The following is an 18,515-nucleotide window of genomic DNA, read 5'->3' on the forward strand; positions in this document are numbered from 1 at the left end:
TTACAATGTGAATCAGTGATTTTTTGACTAACTTAATAAATAGACAAATATTTTATGTTATTTTAGCCATACTGATTAAGCGTAATGATTATTTGGATTTGTTACCTGAAGCATGTGTTAGTCATTTTTCATTTGTAAAAAGAGATAGAAAGTAAATATTCAGCCCATTAAGTTAAGGACATCATTATAGTGAATCGACAACATCATATTCAAGCTGGGTTTACCTTGGTTGAATTGGTTACTACCATGATTGTGATTGGTATTATAGCCGTGGCGGTGTTGCCGCGTTTGATGTCTGATTCATCTTTTAGTGCCTACAGTTTACGCAGTGAATTTATTAGTGAGTTACGCCAGGTCCAATTGAAAGCCATCCAGAATACTGATCAGTGTTATCAAATTGATGTGACATCAAGCGGTTATACGTTACGCCATTTTAGCGGAAGAGCCGCCAGCATATGTACAAACCAAGTACGTATAGAGCAACAACAAACCTTCAGCGGCAATGCTCATGTCGCCTTAACCAGTAATGCTAGCCAAGTGTTTTCGATTACCTTCGACAGCTTAGGTCGCATGTTATCTCCGGCTTGTTCTGGCCATTGCTTTAATGTGGTGGCAGATGAAACCTTAGCCATTGCGGTCGAGTCAGAGGGGTATATTTATGCTCTGTAAAACTCAATTTCATCGTTTATCACAATCTACTCGTGGCTTTACTTTAATCGAACTTGTTATTGGCATGATGGTGATCGGCATTGCGATAGTGATGCTCACCAGTATGCTTTTTCCCCAGGCGGATAGAGCAGCATCAACATTACAAAGAGTGCGTTCGGCAGAATTAGCTCATTCGGTAATGAATGAAATTTGGGGTAAGCGATATGACCAAAATACTAATCCCAATGGCGGAGTACCAGCGTGTAATGCACCTACTGGTATCGCTTGTACTGCAGCATCAGCATTAGGCCTAGACGGTGAAAGCCGAGACACGTTCAACGACGTTGATGATTATAATGGTTTGGATGAAGACGATAACATGCTCGACTCAAGCCAAACTTATGTCCAAGCCTATCCTCGCTATCAGTTGCAAGTCACTGTGGCATATCTCGACTCAGCAACGAAAGCGCAAAAATTAATTACAGTAGCGGTGACAACGCCTGCCAATGAAGTGATCACTTACCAAGCGGTAAGGAGTAACTACTAATGCCTTTACGACGAGGATTAAAAGCAGCAGGTTTTACCTTAATTGAAATGGTTACGGTCATTTTAATCTTAGGGATTATTATTGTTGGGATTAGTAGTTTTGTGATTTTTGGCACCCGAATTTTTGTCGAATCGAGTGCTGTGGATCAAGTACTCAGTCAAAGCCGTTTTGGTATCGAGCGGATGACACGGGATATTCGACGTGCGGTGCCCAACAGTATGCGAACGTTAACCGCAATCGATGGTAGTTTTCAATGTTTGGAGTTGTTGCCTATTGCAGCCAGTACGTCTTATATTAATGCACCGTTTGTGCCGCAAACGGCGCAAAACAATTTAACAGCAATTAAAAGTATTCGTCCAATAGTTAACAATCAGTCAGTGCTGATATATCCACTTACCACCGCAGAAATTTATAACCCTCAAGGGACAACCGCCAAACGATTTATTGTGCAGAGTGTGGCTGAAATAAGCGATCAACTCACCATTACATTAACTCAAAGTGTGCGTTTTACTGAGGCCTCACCGTTAAAACGCTTGTTTGTTGCCGATAGCCCATTAAGCTACTGTTTTGTTAATACAGCTAGCAATGTTGATCTGCGCCTGTACCAAAACTATGGTTATAAGGTCAATCAGCCTGCACCAGCTGCAATGGGCGATGGCGTATTGATGGCACAAAATATCACTAATACCTTTACGGTTAATCCCGCGGTGATCTTGACTCCATCGACACTGGTGACTAATGCTATAGTGCATTTGCAGCCACTATTTAGCGTCAATGGTGAAACATTTCAATATCAACATCAAGTACAGGTGATGAATGTTCCCTAAGCTGAAATTAACCCAACATTCACAACAAGGTAGCGCACTAATCATCGGGGTGTTTGTGCTAACGGTGATGTTTTTACTTGCCGCGAGTTTAATTCGTATTGTTGGCGATGCTGATGAGTCCGTGAACATGGAAGTGTGGGGCACTCGAGCTTTATTTAGCGCTAATAGTGGCGCCGATGCTGCGCTGGCTGAGTTATTTCCGGTTGGTGGCACTGTGGCAACTTGTACTAGTGTTAGCTCTACATGGACACCGCCAAATAACGCCGTTGGATTCCATAATTGTAGTGTCACCATTAGTTGTAATACCGCTAGCGTTGGCAGTGTTGTTCAATATCGAATTAATAGTTTAGCGGTATGCGAAACAGCTAACTGTGTAGGAAACTCAAACAGTTCAACATGTTTGCGAGTCAGTCGCCAAGTGGAGGTAGAAGCCCGTGCGCAATAATCTTGGTTTTATTTTATTGGCTTGTTGGCTGTTATTACCTTGGCAGGTTTTTGCAGCGCCACAATGCGACAGCATATTTACCGACCCCGCTTCAGGTAACCATTCTCCTTTTGGGTTAGTGTTACCGTCAGGTATTTTAGCCTCTCCATTATCAGATTTAAACTGCAGCTCAACGACCTGTGACAGAGATGGTGGTAATCAATTCCTGCCTGGAGACTATGATTACGATAATGGTAACTTTGGCAATAAAGCAGTTATTTCAACCACGGGCACCACAGCGCGTTTATATTTTAATAACTTAAATTTGAACAACGCCAATATCAATTTAGACGAGGCCCCAGAAAACCTGATTATTTATGTGGCAGGTTCGTTAAGCATTTCTGGCAACACTAATATTAATGCAATCGTGTATGTGGCGGGTTCTGTTTCTATGTCGGGCAATAGTAGCATTTCTGGCGCACTTGGGGCTGGTGGCGCCTTGACTCTTTCTGGTAACAGTAGCGTCGATTTTAAACCCATTAGTAATACAAATTTTAATGGTATGTGCGATATGACTGCTGCGACATTTCATATCCAATATGGTAAATCTACTGTGTCTGGTAACGACTCAACATATGTAAAATTTGACGCGGCATTTCCCGCCGACGTCATCCCCTTAATTTTTTTAATGCCAACCACCGAAGAAAGTGACAGTGATGGCCCGGCATCGGTATTTATTGATAGTGTTTCTGAGCAAGGTTTTACTTGGTCACAACAAGAACCTGAATCACCCGATAACCCTTATGTGAAATCGACTGAAATGCCTGAAGTGCATTGGATAGCGGTAACAGCTGGTGCCTATGATTTACCTAACAATACAAAGTTAATCGCAGGTTCAGTTGACTACGATAAGGCTTTAATTGGTTCGAACTCCCCTTATACGTCAGTTACTTTACCCCTAGACAACAAAGTTGTATTAAACCAAATTCAAACTCAAAATAATAATTGTTGGTTTACTAGCACATCAACATCCAGCGGTTCAGAGCTACAACTCGCGTTAGATACCTCTGAGGTTTATAGCAGTGGGCAATGCCAACCTGGTAATTTGAACAACAATCCAATACAAAATGAAACCATTGGCTATTTAATATTGGAATCAGGCAACGGCACTATGACCTTAAATGGTGTCGACACTAATTATCACTTTGGTCAAGCACAAACGTTTACTGATAGTGGTACTAAAGATGTAAGTGAGCAATGTCGTTATACCACGCCTTTAATTGGTTTTAAGGGAGCCCCTATATTAGTCGCGGGTAAAAATAGCCGTTTAGGTGGCGATGGCGGCTGGCTTCGACGTTGTCAGTTGACTAACGATAAAGTGAGTATGGTTGTTGATGAAGATACTTTTAGCGATAGCGACCGCAAACATCGTTGGGAGCATTACAGTTTTGTGGCTTTTGAGAAAAAAGTAGACACCTTAATTTGTTTTCGTGACGAATTTACGCGTTCTGATATTGGTGATGATTGGGCGCTCAAGGTCTTAGGTTCTTCATTGCCGCCTACAATAGTGGAAGGGCGTCTGCGTTTTACCTCTGCTAGCGGTAATCAAGCGACATCCAGTACTTATCAGCGATTATTCCCTGCTGCGAATAATTTAGTTGAGCTGGAGTTTGATTATTATGCTTGGTCGGACAAAAGTGGGACGGGTGCTGATGGCATTGCCGTTATTTTGTCTGATGCAAGCATTACCCCTCAACCTGGCAGCTTTGGTGGAGCTTTGGGATATGCCCAGCGTAATAATGGCACTCCAGGTTTTGCTGGTGGTTGGTTGGGTATAGCATTGGATGAATACGGTAACTTTTCTAGCCCCAACGAAGGTAAAAATGGCGGTCCCGGGTTTAGGCGGCAAGCCGTGGCAATTCGTGGTTCTGCAGCAACAAGTTATCGGTATTTAATCGGTACTAGTGCTGATATTAGTCCTAAAATTGACGTTCGAAGTACATCCAGTGCTCAGCCTAATCATAAATATAAAATCATTATTGACTCAAGAGTGTCGGGGAAGGCAATGGTGTCAGTGCTGCGAGATACCACGAATAATGGCATCACGGATAATTACGAAACGCTAATAGCTCCTTTTGATGCATTAAGTTTCTCAGGGCAAGCTCCTGTCCCTAAAGATTTTTACCTATCAATTACAGGATCCACGGGTGGTTCCAATAATAATCATGAGATGGATAACTTTAAGGTTTGTGCCCTTAAATCCAATCCGGTCGGTCAACAAATTCATCATTTTGAGTTTGACTATACGAGCTCGCCATTTACCTGTAAGGCCGAAACTATGACGGTCAGAGCCTGTAAAAATGCGGTATGTAATTTATTTACTGAGCCTGTAGAGGCTAATCTATCGCTTGCTCCTAATTCAAATGGCGCTTGGTATGTTGACGGTAATAAAACCAATGTAGTGAAATTTGAAAATGGCAGTACAACGGTCGCTTTACGCAACAATGTGACTACGCCAACCACTATTGGGGTGACATCTTCCGTTCCTTTAACCATAGCAGGCAGTAATACCCTGTGCCGCAGTGGTTCGGGCGAGTTAAATACAGCAAGCTGTACTTTAAGTTTTGCAAGCAGCGGGTTTATTTTTGCTGTGCCGGATAAGTTGGCTAATAAACCAACCGAGAAAATTACTATTAGTGCAGTGAAAACCTCAGATATCACTCAACAGTGTGTACCTCTGTTTTCTAAAATGACTAAAAATGTCGACTTTTGGAGCTCTTATATCACCCCAAATACACCAATTAATGGCCAGTCATCGACTGTAAATAATACCGTGGTGGGTAAACAGAGTAGTGCAGCAACCACGCTTGCGTTGGCATTCGATGCAGAAGGAAAAGCAGATATTATTGTTAACTATCCTGATGCAGGAAAAATGCAGCTAGATGCAAAGTATACTGGCACAGGCGATGAGCAGGGGTTGATCATGTTAGGTTCAGATCAGTTTGTTAGTTTCCCTGTAGGCTTATGCGTTACCCCCAAAGATAGTGTTGCAGAGTGCTCTGCAAATATTAGTAGTACTTGTAATCGATATAAAAAAGCTGGCGAGTCATTTGATTTAATTATTCAAGGTAAAGCATGGCAAGCGGATGGGGACACAAATTACTGCGATAATGTAAATACCCCTAATTATTCCCATACTAATATTGTATTAGGTCATCAGTTGGTTGCTCCAGCCGGAGGTGTGTTAGGGGCTGTGGGATCATCGCTATACAATCATGCTGCGCAAACGACTAATAGTAATACCGTCTCTCAGTCGGTAACCGAAGTGGGCGTCTTTAGCTTTACCGCTAATCCACCGAGTAGCTATTTAGGGTCGAGTTTTTATGACATTCCATTAGCCGCATCTACTAATATAGGTCGTTTTATACCAGACCGATTTTTAGTCAGCAGTTCAAGTGTATTGCCATCTTGCGGTAGCTTTACCTACATGGATCAACCGTTTGGTTTGACATTAACATTAAGTGCCTTGAATACCGGTACTTACGTAACCCAAAATTATCAAGGAGCCTTTGCTAAAGGTAGTGCAAGCCTTGTGGGTGAAAACATCAATAATGGTGTAGATTTGAGTGGTAGATTAAGTGCTTTACCAATAAATGCTGGTTCTTGGGCTTTGGGTGAAGCAAACGTCGGATTATCTTATCAAGCAAATTTTCGTCGTACCGTGGCACCGGCTGTGGATGGACCATTTAGTCAGTTAGCTCTTGGCGTACAAGCATTTGATAATGATGGAGCGGTGTCGTTTATTGCCTCACCTGATATGCGTGCAGACAGCAGTGCTATTTGCGCTGACAGTAACACCTGCAATGCGAAACAATTGTCGACTCAAGATTTTCGTCATGGCAGAGTGGTGATGGATAATACTTATGGCCCTGAAAATGAAATTTTACGCATGCCAACGTATGCTCAATATTGGAATGGTAGCGGCTGGATAACTAACGTCAGTGATAGCTGTACTCGAGTAGTCGATCTACTTGATGGTAGCGAAATATACGACCCATTATTAACCTCTGGTCAAACCGTTACCCGTAGTGATGGCAACAGTGCCGTCAACGTTACGATGAACAATGGCCAACTCCCCTTATTATGGCAAAACACTGGTTCTGTAGCATATCGAGGTCAAGTGACTGCACCGCTACAAGTCGAGGATTGGCTTAAGTGGTATTGGAATTGGGACCAAGTAAGTCCGACTCAGCTCTATAACCCAAGAGCAAGTGCGTACTTTGGTCGCTACCGAGGCCATGATAAGATCATTTATTGGCGTGAGGTGAGTCAATGATCCGAATAAAAAAGCATCTCTTTTACGCTTTTTAGGATTAAATTTGACCGATTAGCATTTATTTAGATACTTTTACAAAAAAAAACGTCAGATTAGCAATTGTTAACCTGTTCGGTCTTGTAGAATGGGGGTGTCATTGATAAAGTTAGCTGATTTTTCTTCTTCTGATTTCACAGAATACAGGCCTGATACATGTTCAAAAAGCTGCGCGGCATTTTTTCTAACGACCTATCCATCGATTTAGGTACGGCAAATACTCTTATTTATGTTCGCGATGAAGGCATCGTGTTGAACGAACCCTCAGTGGTTGCCATTCGCGGCGAACGCAATAGCAATGGACCAAAGTCAGTTGCTGCAGTCGGTAGAGAGGCAAAACAAATGCTAGGCAGAACGCCTGGTAATATTCAAGCTATTCGTCCAATGAAAGACGGCGTAATTGCCGATTTTTATGTTACCGAAAAAATGCTTCAGCACTTTATCAAACAAGTGCACAACAACAGCTTCTTCCGTCCTAGTCCTCGCGTACTCGTGTGTGTTCCGGTAGGCGCGACTCAAGTTGAACGCCGTGCTATTCGCGAATCAGCGATGGGCGCTGGTGCTCGTGAAGTTTATCTAATCGAAGAGCCAATGGCTGCTGCGATTGGTGCGGGTTTACCAGTATCTGAAGCGACCGGTTCTATGGTTGTCGATATTGGTGGTGGTACGACCGAAGTGGCGATTATTTCATTGAATGGCGTGGTGTATTCTTCATCAGTGCGTATCGGTGGAGATAAGTTTGACGATGCCATTATCAATTATGTTCGCCGTAACTACGGTAGTTTAATTGGTGAAGCAACAGCTGAGCGTATTAAACATACTATTGGTACCGCATACCCTGGTGACGAAGTACTTGAAATTGAAGTGCGCGGTCGTAACCTTGCTGAAGGTGTACCAAGAAGTTTCACCTTAAACAGCAATGAAATCTTAGAAGCATTACAAGAGCCATTATCTGGCATTGTGAGCGCGGTAATGGTTGCCCTTGAGCAATCACCACCGGAGCTAGCGTCAGATATTTCTGAGCGCGGCATGGTATTAACTGGCGGTGGTGCATTACTTCGTGACCTAGACCGTTTATTAATGCAAGAAACCGGTATTCCAGTTATGGTCGCAGACGATCCACTGACCTGTGTTGCTCGTGGTGGTGGTAAAGCTCTTGAAATGATTGATATGCACGGTGGTGATTTGTTCTCTGAAGAGAACTAATTATCAACTGCTGAGCGGCTTTGTTAATGGCATTTTATGGGTTAACAAAGTTGCGAACAATTTATGAAACCAATTTTCGTTCGTGGCGTCTCGAGTCAATTTAGATTGACACTGGCAATTATTTTGTCGGTGGCATTACTTATGACCAATAATCGCCTTGATCCAATACGCCAATCTTTATCCTCAGTATTAAGTCCTCTACAGTATTTAGCCAATGTACCAGGGGTGATGCTCGACTGGTCAGCCGAGGCTTTTGCCACCCGCAATATGCTTGAACTGCAAAACAAAGAACTGTTACGCCAACAACTGGTTATGTCAGAACGTTTACAGCGTTTTGAGCATGTTCGCCAAGAAAATGAGCGTTTACGCGCATTGCTCGGTTCGCCTGTGCACATGGACTCTCGTAAAATGGTGGCTGAAGTGATGGAAGTGGCCAGTGATCCATTTCGTCAATTTGTGGTGTTAAATCATGGTTCGCAAACCGGCATTTATGTTGGTCAACCTGTGGTTGACGCCCAGGGCGTTGTGGGACAGGTGGTGGAGGTTAGTGAGTTTACCAGTCGAGTATTGATGGTGTCAGATACCACTCATGGTATTCCGGTACGTGTTACCCGTAACGATGTGCGGGCCATTGCGAATGGCATGGGTGATATTGATCAAATTGAACTACGTCATGTGGCGAAAAGCACTGACATTATAGTGGGTGATTTATTAGTCACTTCAGGGCTGGGTAATCGTTTTCCTGAAGGGTATCCTGTCGCGCGCGTTATTAGTGTGTCGCGTGATGATGGCCAGAGTTATGCCGTAATTTATGCTCAGCCTTTGGCAGCGCTAGATCGTATTCGATACGTGTTACTGATTTGGCCTGATGAAACCAAACCGTTTACGCTGCCTAATGACGTACAAGAGTTAATAAAAGAAGCGGCAGATAAAGCCGCTGCCACTGCAAATTCTTCAGCACCCCAACCTCAACCCGTAGAAACAACCACTACACCAGTAACAAGCGAGGTAAACCAATGAGCGCACATATTGCAAATGGTCGCTTAGTGGTATGGCTGACCTTATTCATCGGGATGATGTTTCAGATCATGCCGTTGCCAAAAATGGTAGAAGCCTGGCGACCGGATTGGCTATTGATGGTGATGATGTATTGGGCCATGGCGCTACCGCATCGTTACAGTATTCTCACTGCGTGGTTGTTAGGGGTGATGCTTGATGTGTTGTTGGGAGCTCATCTAGGGATCCGTTCATTAGCATTATCATTAGTGATTTATATTGTGGTGTTGTTGTGCCAACAGTTACGTAACTATCCTCGCTGGCAACAGTCGTTACTGGTTGCTTGTTTTATTTGTATTTATCATGCTGTGATATTTTGGGTGCAGTTTGTTGTTGTAGGCGCAGCCCCATTTAATGTGGACATGTTTTTACCCGCTATTTCGAGTTTATTTATTTGGTGGTGGGTGTTTTGGGTGTTACGCAATATGCGCCGCCATTATAAAGTACGTTAATCCTTACGCACTAAAGTGAGTATGATTTTAATGTACACTAATTAGGGTAAATAACCGATGGCATGGGTACTGGCTTCAACATCACCAAGAAGAAAAGAATTATTGGCGCAAGCGGGATTTAGTCATCTCGATTTTTCGTTTCAGCTTGTCGCACCCAACATTGATGAAACACCTTTGTTGACTGAAACGGCAGAGCAATATGTCTGTCGTCTCGCACTTGAAAAAGCCCAAGCGGGCCTAGTGCTTAGCGGTCATGTGGTTAAGCCTCAAGTTCTGGGTTCAGATACGATAGTGGTGTTAAATGGCCTGATATTAGGTAAACCAACAGATTTAAATGATGCCAAACGTATGCTGGCATTATTATCCGGTCAAACTCACGAAGTGATGACCGCGGTAGCATTAACAGACGGTGAACACACCTTTAACCGACTATGCCGTACCCAAGTGAGCTTTTGTGAATTGTCTGCAGCAGACATAGATGCTTATGTTGCCTCAGGTGAACCGATGGACAAAGCCGGTGCTTACGGTATACAAGCTCTGGGTGGTTGTTTTGTTAAATCGATTACTGGCAGTTACTCTGCAGTGGTTGGTTTGCCGTTAGTCGAAACACGTGAATTATTAGCCTGCATGATGCAGCAAACTTAACCTTTGCTTTAATCGGTCATCTACGGTGGTACAACTGCTGTCAATATTACGATTGGAGCATGACCCGAATACTGGTGGCTTATGAACATAAAAGCACAACGTAAAAAAGGCACAGAATTACTTATCAATGTCACGCCAACAGAAGCGCGTGTTGCATTAGTCGAGCATGGTGTTTTACAAGAGGTGCATATTGAACGTCGCATGAAGCGAGGTTTGGTCGGCAATATTTACAAAGGTAAAATCAGCCGTGTCCTCCCAGGTATGCAAGCCGCGTTTGTTGATATTGGCTTAGATAAAGCTGCTTTCTTACATGCCTCAGATATTGTTCCTCATACCGAATGTGTTGCCGATGTCGAAAAAGGCAACTTTGTGGTGCGTGATATTGCTGAGCTCGTGCGTCAAGGGCAAGACATTATGGTGCAAGTGGTCAAAGACCCACTCGGTACCAAAGGCGCCCGCCTTACGACTGACATTACCTTACCCTCACGTTATTTAGTCTTTATGCCTGGTTCTAGTCATGTTGGCGTATCGCAACGTATTGAGCTTGAAGATGAACGTCAACGCCTTAAAAATATTACTCTTCCTTATGTTGATGATGACGGCGGCTTTATTATTCGTACCGCGGCTGAAAATGTGGGTGAAGATGAACTTGCTCAAGATGCGGCCTTTTTACGCCGGGTGTGGGCTAAAGTCAGCGAGCGTCGTAAGCGTAAAGGCGTCACTTTACTGTATCAAGACTTAGCCTTACCAGTGCGGATCATTCGTGATTTTGTCGGTACTGAGCTTGACCATATTCAAGTCGATTCGCGTCGAACTTATGCAGAGCTGCAACAGTTTGTGCAAGAGTTTATGCCTGAAATTGCGGATAAAATTGAACATTATGCCGGTCCCGCACCTATCTTTGAATTGTATGATGTTGAAAATGAAGTTCAACGGGCTTTGGGCCGTAAAGTTGAACTTAAGTCTGGTGGTTATTTAATTATTGACCAAACTGAAGCCATGACTACCGTCGACATCAATACTGGCGCATTTGTTGGCCATCGCAACTTAGAAGAAACCATTTTCAATACTAATCTCGAAGCCACTCAAGCAATTGCAAGGCAACTACGGTTACGCAATTTGGGTGGGATTATCATTATCGACTTTATCGATATGTTAAGTAAGGAACACCAAGCGCGGGTGCTAGAAAGCTTAAATGCAGCATTGGCGTTAGATCGCGTTAAAACCAGTGTCAGTGGTTTTTCGGGCTTAGGTTTAGTGGAAATGACCCGTAAACGTACTCGCGAAAGTTTAGAGCATGTGGTGTGTGGTGAATGCCCTTCCTGTAAAGGCACCGGCACCATGAAAACGATTGAAACCGTGTCTTATGAAATTTTTCGAGAGATTATCCGTTTAGACCGAGCATACAAAGCCGATGAGTTTTTACTGTATTGCTCGCCGGCGGTGTATATGAGCTTTAGTGGTGATGAATCGCATTTGCTGGCAGAATTAGAAGTCTACATTGGTAAGCGTATTCGTTTGCAAAATGAACCGTTATACATTCAAAGTAAATATGATGTGGTGATGATGTAGTGTCGACAACTCAGGCAGTAACTATCAACAGATTATGTTGGCAAATTTTGGCTATCGCGCTGGTGCTTTTTGCACTGGTTGTGAGCCTTATTCGTGGTTTATTGCCCCATATTCCTGAAGTACGTACTGAGTTAATCCATTATCTTGAAAGTGAATACCAACTGCATGTGCAGATGGATAAACTGAGTGCAGAATGGCAAGCTTTTGGGCCAGCACTTACCGTTAATAATTTAGTCTTACCGCCACAAGATAACTTACCGATTACCGTTATCAGCGAAAATGTGCATATCAAACTCGATTTTTGGCAATCGCTTTTCACCTTGAGCCCACAGGTTGAAACGGTAGTATTTGATGGCGTTAAAGTCGCGTTAAATCTTGATGAGTTAACGGCTAGTGATGACCAGGCTACAGTGGGCGATAAAGCTAATCTTGATTGGTTATATGGTCTGTTACTAGAACAGCTGGGACATTTTTCAATTACCGACGCGTCTTTACAACTGGTGAGTAAACAACATGCTTATCAGCCGATTTTTATCGATAATCTGCTATGGCAAAACACGGCTAATCGTCACCAAGCGCAAGGTATTATCCACGTCGATCAGCTTAAGTCGGAGCAAGAGCAATTAACATTACGCATTGACCTTACAGGGGATGGTTATCAACCCGATACTGTAGCAGGCCAGCTTTATGTTACCGCAGACTCATTAGACCTAGGTGAATGGGCGTCAAGGCAGCATACCGCTCAAACAAACACTGATAATATTGAATTTCAAGGCGTGATAAACCTCGATGCGTGGATGACATTTGCTCATCGTCAAATTCGTGATGGCATATTGGTTTTTAAACCCAGCTGGTTGCAATGGCACGATGCAGACACCCAGCAAAAATTTGCAATTAACTCAGGTTCATTGCTATGGACTCTACAACCCGATGGTTGGAAAATAGACAGCCACGATTTAGATTTATCGACCAATGATCAAACTTGGCCATCATTGACATTGGCAATTGGCACTCGCGAGGGTGACTTTTTTGGTTACGCTAACCAGATTATTCCAGCGAACTTAACCCCAATGTTGCCGCTAGTGCCCGATTTGGGTAAGCAGCAAGTGAATATTTGGCAACAACTCAACCCTCAAGGGCTAATTGGGCCGATTAGGCTGTATAAACCGGACGACAAACCCCTTATTGCCAAGGTCGAGTTACAGCAATTACAGTGGCAACCTTATCTGTCAGTACCTGGTATTAGCCCTATTGATGCTCAATTAACCTGGGCCAATAATCAACTCGAGTTTGCCTTACCAGAGCAGGAGTATACGCTCGATTTTAGCGGTGACTTTGGTCAACCAATTGTGCTGCGCGGCAGCCCAATTATGGGGCGTTATAATGTCGAACAACAACGCTTAACAGTACCTAATATTGAATTTATTAATGATGATATTGCCCTGCAAGCAGGTTTGAATCTTGAGTTTTCCCAGCAGACACATATGGGTTTAGCTGCTCATGTGACTATTAATGATGTCTCTCATCTTGGGCGGTATTTTCCATTAATGGCGATGAGCCCCAATTTAATCAACTACCTGAATGACGGTTTAGTGGCTGGGAATATAAACGATGCACAAGTCGTTTGGCATGGTGCATTAGGCGATTATCCTTATCAAGATAGCAGTGGCGTATTTCAAGCTGGCTTTACTCTTGATAGCGGCGTCTTTAAATTCCAACCAAATTGGCCTGCCGTTAGCTCGCTCACGCTTTCCGCATTATTTGAAAATGACATGATGGATTTGCATATTGATCAGGGCAAACTCGATAACGTGGTGGTGGACGGTGCGCGAGTTTCTATTCCACATCTTGGTAAAGAATCTTTATTAAGAGTAGAAGCAGATATCACCACCGATGCACAAGCCGCCACCAAAGTGATTAATGCCTCTTCATTGCGGGGTTCTGTTGGGGCAACGTTAGATGTGGTGCAAATTCAGCGAAATATTAATACCACATTAGATCTTTCCATTCCCTTATATAAAGGGGGTGAACAATTGATTAAAGGCCAAGTCACACTTGATAATAACCCAGTGTTTATTAACTCGCCTGGTTTAGATTTACAGGCTGTGTCAGGTCAAGTGAGCTTTGTAAATCAATTGATTGAAGGTAAAAATATTAAGGCCAGATTATTTCAACAGCCGTTAACGTTTAGCGTAAAGACCGGTAAACACAACAGCAATTTAGCATTGAATGTCGATATGCGTGGCAAATGGGATCTTGATGCTATGCCTGCCAGTTTACATAACCCAATGACGGAAACGTACCATGGGCAGCTAGACTGGAACGGCGGGCTAACCATGATTTTTGACCCCAGTGGTTACAGCTTACAAGTCTCTGCTAATTCCGATCTTATCGGTACGTCATTGGATTTACCGATGCCTTATCAAAAATCTGCAGACGAGCCCAGAAAGCTAAGTGCGGATCTTATTGGCGATAACAAACAATCATCATTGAGTATTAAGTTGGGTAATGATCTGGAGTTTTGGGGTGGATTTAATGCTGATAGTGGCAGTCAGCTTGCCTATTATGATGTCATGATTGGTCGCCACTTTAGACTAGGTGATAACTTAAATAAGCAACAAGGACATCTACATTTAGACTTGCCAAAAGTGGATTTAGCGCAGTGGCTCCCGCTTATCAATCGCTTTAGTGCCACAGCAGAACCTGAAGTGATCACCTCATCGGTACGCGACCGTATCTTAACGGCTGCAGAGCTACCTGGCGCTACAGCACAACATAATGCCACCTCACCGATTGAAGCTACAGCCCCCGCATTCCCTAAATTAGTCGGTATTCATGCCAACATCGCTCAATTAAATGTATTGGGACAATCATTTGATAAACTGCATTTTGATGCTCAACCCACTGAACATGTGTGGCGCGTTGATGCTGATTCACAACAGTTTGCGGGACGTATCGATTTTTATCCTAACTGGCGTGACCAAGGCATCAAAGTGGTCGCGAAAAAGCTGCATTTATTCCCGGTAGTGAGTGGCCCTGAAACCGTTGAGTTAGCGCCAACGTCGATGCTAGAGCATCTGCCCACTTTAGCTGTAGATGTTGATGACTTTAGCGTTAATGATTTATCTCTAGGCCACTTAGTGTTACAAGGTTTACCACATAAGCAAGGCTACCAATTTCAAACTATTTCCATCACAAAGCCGACGGTAGCATTACAGGCCAATGGCTTATGGTCTGTCGAAAATGGAACCGATAAAACCCTATTTGAGGTTAATTTACAGGCTGACAAGTTTGATGACCTATCGACGATGTTAAAAATAAACCCTGGGCTACAAGATGCACCGCTGGACCTCTCCGGTCAGTTATCTTGGCAAGGCGCACCTTATCACTTCGCCCTCGACACCTTAAATGGCCAACTTAAGTTTGATTTGGGCAAAGGTCATTTATCGGAAATTAGTGATAAAGGTGCCCGAGTGTTTTCGTTATTTAGTTTAGATTCGTTGTTGCGCAAATTATCGTTAGATTTTTCGGACGTGTTTGGCGAAGGTTTATATTTCAATACATTTAACGGTAACTTGACGATTGATAATGGGGTGGTTAAAACCACCGATTCTGAAATGGATGCTATTGCTGGTAATATGCGAGTAAGAGGCTACACCGACTTAACCACCCAAAGCTTAAATTATGACATTCGTTTTGTGCCGCAACTTGCGTCAAGTGTGCCAACCGTGGTGTTATTGAGTACGAGTGCATGGACCCTAGGTTTAGGCGCGTTTGCCCTAACGAAAGTGTTAGAACCGGTTATTGAAGTTATCTCTGAAATTCGTTTCCGAGTCACCGGTACCATGGACAACCCGCAGCTAGAAGAGCTTGAGCGTAAGAGTAAAGAAATCGAAATACCTAAAGCAATTTTACCGCAAGCGGACGAGACCAGTGTAGAGACGACTATTGGAACTAAAGCCAAAGCTAACTTAGATACTACAGCTAACGTAGAAACTAAAGCTAACATAGACAGTAAAGCAGAAAATAACGTTGAGGCAGATGTTCAGCGTGGCGATAACAGCCTTGAAGTGGATGATAAATATCTACCCAGCTCGCCATCCACGCAACTTATGCCTGGTATCGATAATTCATCTGATGTAAATCAACAATCAGCGACTGACACTGAAGTTGATCGAATGCGCAAAACTTTAGCCGAGCCAGCAACTAACGTCGTTATGCTACCAGGAGTGAGAAATGCAAATCAGCTTATTACAATGTCAAAGCAGTCGCGATGTCAAAGCCAATCTCGCGTTTGTCGACTCGCAGCTTAAAGACTTACCCCGCGAGGCCGATGAAGCGCAATTAGTGGTGTTGCCCGAGTGTTGTTTATTGTTTGGTGGCCATGAAAGCCAGCAACTTGAACATGCTGGCAACGAGCATCAAAGTGAGCTTAAAGATGCATTAGCTGCAATGGCAAAACAATACCAAGTGTATTTTATTGCCGGCACCATTCCCATGCGTGCTGATGATGGTAGAGTCTTTAGCCGCTGTTATTTTTTTGATGATCATGGCGTCACCCTAGGTCATTACGATAAACTGCATTTATTCGATGTTGAGGTGGCAGATGGCACCAAGACTTATCGTGAAAGTGATACCTTTCATCCCGGTGATAGCATTTGTGTTATAGACACCCCTTTTGGCAAAGTCGGCTTAGCCGTTTGTTACGATATCCGTTTTGGCGATATGTTTCGAGCGTTGCGTTTAGCGGGAGCAGACTATATTGCGTTACCTTCTGCTTTTACCAAAGTCACTGGTGAAGCGCATTGGCAGGTGTTATTACAAGCCCGAGCCATTGAAACTCAATGTTATTTGTTGGGGGCGGGCCAATGGGGACAACATAACCAGGGCAGTCGAGAAACATGGGGTCACAGTATGATCGTCGACCCATGGGGCCGAGTGATTGCAGAGCAAGCCACTGAATGCGGCTGGGTACAAGCTAAAGTCGATTTAACGGAACTACGGCGTATTCGTCAACAAATGCCAGTGATAGGCCATAATCGATTTATAGAACCGCAGTTGAAATAACACTGGTTGAAATAATACTGGTTTAAATAATACTGGTTTAAATAACACTGAACGAGCCTGACAGAAACCAAATTCGCAGTACGCGTTACCAATTAAAAAAGAGAGTTTTAATGCCATTTTTAACCCAAGTAGAGCAGAGTTTATTGCAAGATGGATTAACCTTAGATGGACTGCAAGGTTACTTAAATACCATTCATCAACACAATATCGATTTTTCAGACCTGTATTTCCAAGCTTGTCGTCATGAGTCTTGGGTATTAGAAGATGGCATTGTAAAAGAAGGCAGCTTTCACATTGAACGTGGAGTAGGTGTGCGCGCTATTACCGGCGAAAAAACCGGTTTTGCTTATGCTGACGAAATCACCCCAGCAGCTTTAGATGCAGCAGCAAAAGCTGCCCGCGGAATTGCCAGTGCTGGTGAGCAACATAAAGTACAAGCTTTTAAGCGCCAAACAGCCCATAAATTGTATGACAGTGCTGACCCAATAGCGGCTATGGACGAAGTGAAGAAAATCGATTTGTTAAAGCAAGCCGATGCTTATATTCGTAGTCTCGACAGCCGTATTATTCAAGTCGTCGTAAGTTTATCGGGCGTACATGAAGAAATATTGATAGCCGCCAGTGACGGCACATTAGCAGCAGATATTCGTCCATTAGTGCGTTTTAACTGTAGTGTTATCTTAGAAGACAAAGGTAAGCGCGAACGTGGCAGTGCTGGTGGCGGTGGTCGTCACGATTACAGCGCCTTTTTAGCCACCGATGAAGCTGGCTTACCGCAGAGTTTTGAGTTTGCCCGCGAAGCGGTGCGCCAAGCTCAAGTTAATGTACACGCTATTGATGCACCTGCCGGTGAAATGACCGTGGTGTTAGGTAATGGTTGGCCTGGTGTTTTATTGCATGAGGCAGTTGGCCATGGCTTAGAAGGCGACTTTAACCGTAAAGGCAGCAGTGCATTTAGCGGTAAAATGGGCCAGCAGGTGGCGTCTACCTTAGTGACCATCGTGGATGACGGCACCTTAGAAAATCGTCGCGGGTCATTGAGCATCGATGATGAAGGCGTGCCAAGCCAAAAAACCACCTTAATTGAGAACGGTATTTTAAAAGGTTACATGCAAGACAAGTTAAATGCCCGCTTAATGGGGCAAGAGCCTACAGGTAACGGTCGCCGTGAATCTTATGCGCATTTACCTATGCCGCGCATGACCAATACCTATATGAATGCAGGTGAGTCAAATCCAGCCGACATTATTAAGTCGGTTAAAAAAGGCATTTACGCGCCTAACTTTGGTGGCGGACAGGTCGACATTACTTCAGGTAAGTTTGTGTTCTCGGCTTCTGAAGCCTATTTGATTGAAGACGGTGAAGTGACTCAGGCGATTAAAGGCGCGACCTTAATTGGTAATGGCCCTGAAGCTATGGGACTCATTTCAATGGTAGGTAATGACTTAGCCTTAGATAAAGGTGTTGGCGTGTGCGGTAAAGACGGACAAAGCGTGCCCGTTGGTGTGGGTCAGCCTACTCTAAAAATTGATCGCCTAACGGTTGGTGGTACCGCTTAACACTAACTTTTACTGTGTTGGTCACTCACTGAGTGTTTATGCTCAGTGAGTTATGGTGATCTACACTGTGATCACTATCTTATGTGAGTGAATATGCACGTTATGATCTAGTGGCTGTGATAATAACGGAATTACGTTAT

General features: G+C 43.7%; 13 protein-coding genes. All 13 read left to right on the forward strand.

The window, feature by feature from the left end; all coding sequences use genetic code 11:
* The first annotated feature begins 186 nt into the window (after positions 1-186).
* The 13 genes from H5125_RS09420 (at position 187) to tldD (ending at position 18,375) form a co-directional block, all read left to right on the forward strand.
* Positions 187-669: a type II secretion system protein gene (locus tag H5125_RS09420; RefSeq protein ID WP_409085814.1), complete on the forward strand. Its 483-nt coding sequence runs from the start codon at positions 187-189 to the stop codon at positions 667-669.
* The gene (locus H5125_RS09425; RefSeq protein WP_182744109.1) at positions 659-1,195 is read left to right on the forward strand and encodes a type II secretion system protein; all 537 of its coding nucleotides are present in this window, start codon (positions 659-661) and stop codon (positions 1,193-1,195) included. The genes H5125_RS09420 and H5125_RS09425 overlap by 11 nt, the downstream gene beginning before the upstream one ends.
* Positions 1,195-2,022: a prepilin-type N-terminal cleavage/methylation domain-containing protein gene (locus tag H5125_RS09430; protein WP_182744110.1), complete on the forward strand. Its 828-nt coding sequence runs from the start codon at positions 1,195-1,197 to the stop codon at positions 2,020-2,022. The genes H5125_RS09425 and H5125_RS09430 overlap by 1 nt, the downstream gene beginning before the upstream one ends.
* The gene (locus H5125_RS09435) at positions 2,012-2,467 is read left to right on the forward strand and encodes an MSHA biogenesis protein MshP (RefSeq protein ID WP_101087685.1); all 456 of its coding nucleotides are present in this window, start codon (positions 2,012-2,014) and stop codon (positions 2,465-2,467) included. The genes H5125_RS09430 and H5125_RS09435 overlap by 11 nt, the downstream gene beginning before the upstream one ends.
* Positions 2,457-6,782 carry a DUF6701 domain-containing protein gene (locus H5125_RS09440; protein ID WP_182744111.1) on the forward strand — a complete coding sequence of 1,442 codons (4,326 nt, stop codon included), beginning with the start codon at positions 2,457-2,459 and terminating at the stop codon, positions 6,780-6,782. The genes H5125_RS09435 and H5125_RS09440 overlap by 11 nt, the downstream gene beginning before the upstream one ends.
* A 192-nt stretch (positions 6,783-6,974) precedes the next feature.
* The gene (locus tag H5125_RS09445) at positions 6,975-8,024 is read left to right on the forward strand and encodes a rod shape-determining protein (RefSeq protein WP_011639153.1); all 1,050 of its coding nucleotides are present in this window, start codon (positions 6,975-6,977) and stop codon (positions 8,022-8,024) included.
* Between the two features lie 63 nt (positions 8,025-8,087).
* Positions 8,088-9,044 carry a rod shape-determining protein MreC gene (gene mreC, locus H5125_RS09450; protein WP_101087684.1) on the forward strand — a complete coding sequence of 319 codons (957 nt, stop codon included), beginning with the start codon at positions 8,088-8,090 and terminating at the stop codon, positions 9,042-9,044.
* On the forward strand, positions 9,041-9,532 hold the full coding sequence (mreD, locus tag H5125_RS09455) for a rod shape-determining protein MreD (protein ID WP_011639151.1): 492 nt from the start codon (positions 9,041-9,043) through the stop codon (positions 9,530-9,532). The genes mreC and mreD overlap by 4 nt, the downstream gene beginning before the upstream one ends.
* 57 nt (positions 9,533-9,589) lie before the next feature.
* Positions 9,590-10,177 (forward strand): nucleoside triphosphate pyrophosphatase, encoded by a 588-nt coding sequence (locus H5125_RS09460; RefSeq protein WP_101087683.1) that lies wholly within the window; start codon positions 9,590-9,592, stop codon positions 10,175-10,177.
* Between the two features lie 81 nt (positions 10,178-10,258).
* Positions 10,259-11,749 (forward strand): ribonuclease G, encoded by a 1,491-nt coding sequence (rng, locus tag H5125_RS09465; RefSeq protein ID WP_059747760.1) that lies wholly within the window; start codon positions 10,259-10,261, stop codon positions 11,747-11,749.
* Positions 11,749-16,062, forward strand: coding sequence for a YhdP family protein (locus tag H5125_RS09470; protein WP_182744112.1), 4,314 nt, complete (start codon positions 11,749-11,751; stop codon positions 16,060-16,062). The genes rng and H5125_RS09470 overlap by 1 nt, the downstream gene beginning before the upstream one ends.
* A complete protein-coding gene (locus H5125_RS09475; RefSeq protein ID WP_101087681.1) occupies positions 15,986-16,816 on the forward strand; it encodes a carbon-nitrogen hydrolase family protein in 831 nt (276 codons plus the stop codon). Before H5125_RS09470 ends, H5125_RS09475 begins: the two co-directional genes overlap by 77 nt.
* Positions 16,817-16,926: 110 nt before the next feature.
* Entirely contained in the window at positions 16,927-18,375 is a 1,449-nt protein-coding gene (gene tldD, locus H5125_RS09480; RefSeq protein WP_101087680.1) for a metalloprotease TldD, read from the forward strand.
* Positions 18,376-18,515 lie beyond the last annotated feature (140 nt).

Source organism: Shewanella sp. SR44-4 (assembly GCF_014163715.1).
GTDB lineage: Bacteria > Pseudomonadota > Gammaproteobacteria > Enterobacterales > Shewanellaceae > Shewanella.

Bases quoted from the DNA above. Each gene is read 5' to 3' on its own strand.
- mreD (WP_011639151.1), top strand. From the start codon at position 9,041: ATGAGCGCACATATTGCAAATGGTCGCTTAGTGGTATGGCTGACCTTA.
- mreC (WP_101087684.1), top strand. From the start codon at position 8,088: ATGAAACCAATTTTCGTTCGTGGCGTCTCGAGTCAATTTAGATTGACA.
- H5125_RS09460 (WP_101087683.1), top strand. From the start codon at position 9,590: ATGGCATGGGTACTGGCTTCAACATCACCAAGAAGAAAAGAATTATTG.
- tldD (WP_101087680.1), top strand. From the start codon at position 16,927: ATGCCATTTTTAACCCAAGTAGAGCAGAGTTTATTGCAAGATGGATTA.
- rng (WP_059747760.1), top strand. From the start codon at position 10,259: ATGAACATAAAAGCACAACGTAAAAAAGGCACAGAATTACTTATCAAT.
- H5125_RS09425 (WP_182744109.1), top strand. From the start codon at position 659: ATGCTCTGTAAAACTCAATTTCATCGTTTATCACAATCTACTCGTGGC.
- H5125_RS09475 (WP_101087681.1), top strand. From the start codon at position 15,986: ATGCAAATCAGCTTATTACAATGTCAAAGCAGTCGCGATGTCAAAGCC.
- H5125_RS09445 (WP_011639153.1), top strand. From the start codon at position 6,975: ATGTTCAAAAAGCTGCGCGGCATTTTTTCTAACGACCTATCCATCGAT.
- H5125_RS09435 (WP_101087685.1), top strand. From the start codon at position 2,012: ATGTTCCCTAAGCTGAAATTAACCCAACATTCACAACAAGGTAGCGCA.
- H5125_RS09430 (WP_182744110.1), top strand. From the start codon at position 1,195: ATGCCTTTACGACGAGGATTAAAAGCAGCAGGTTTTACCTTAATTGAA.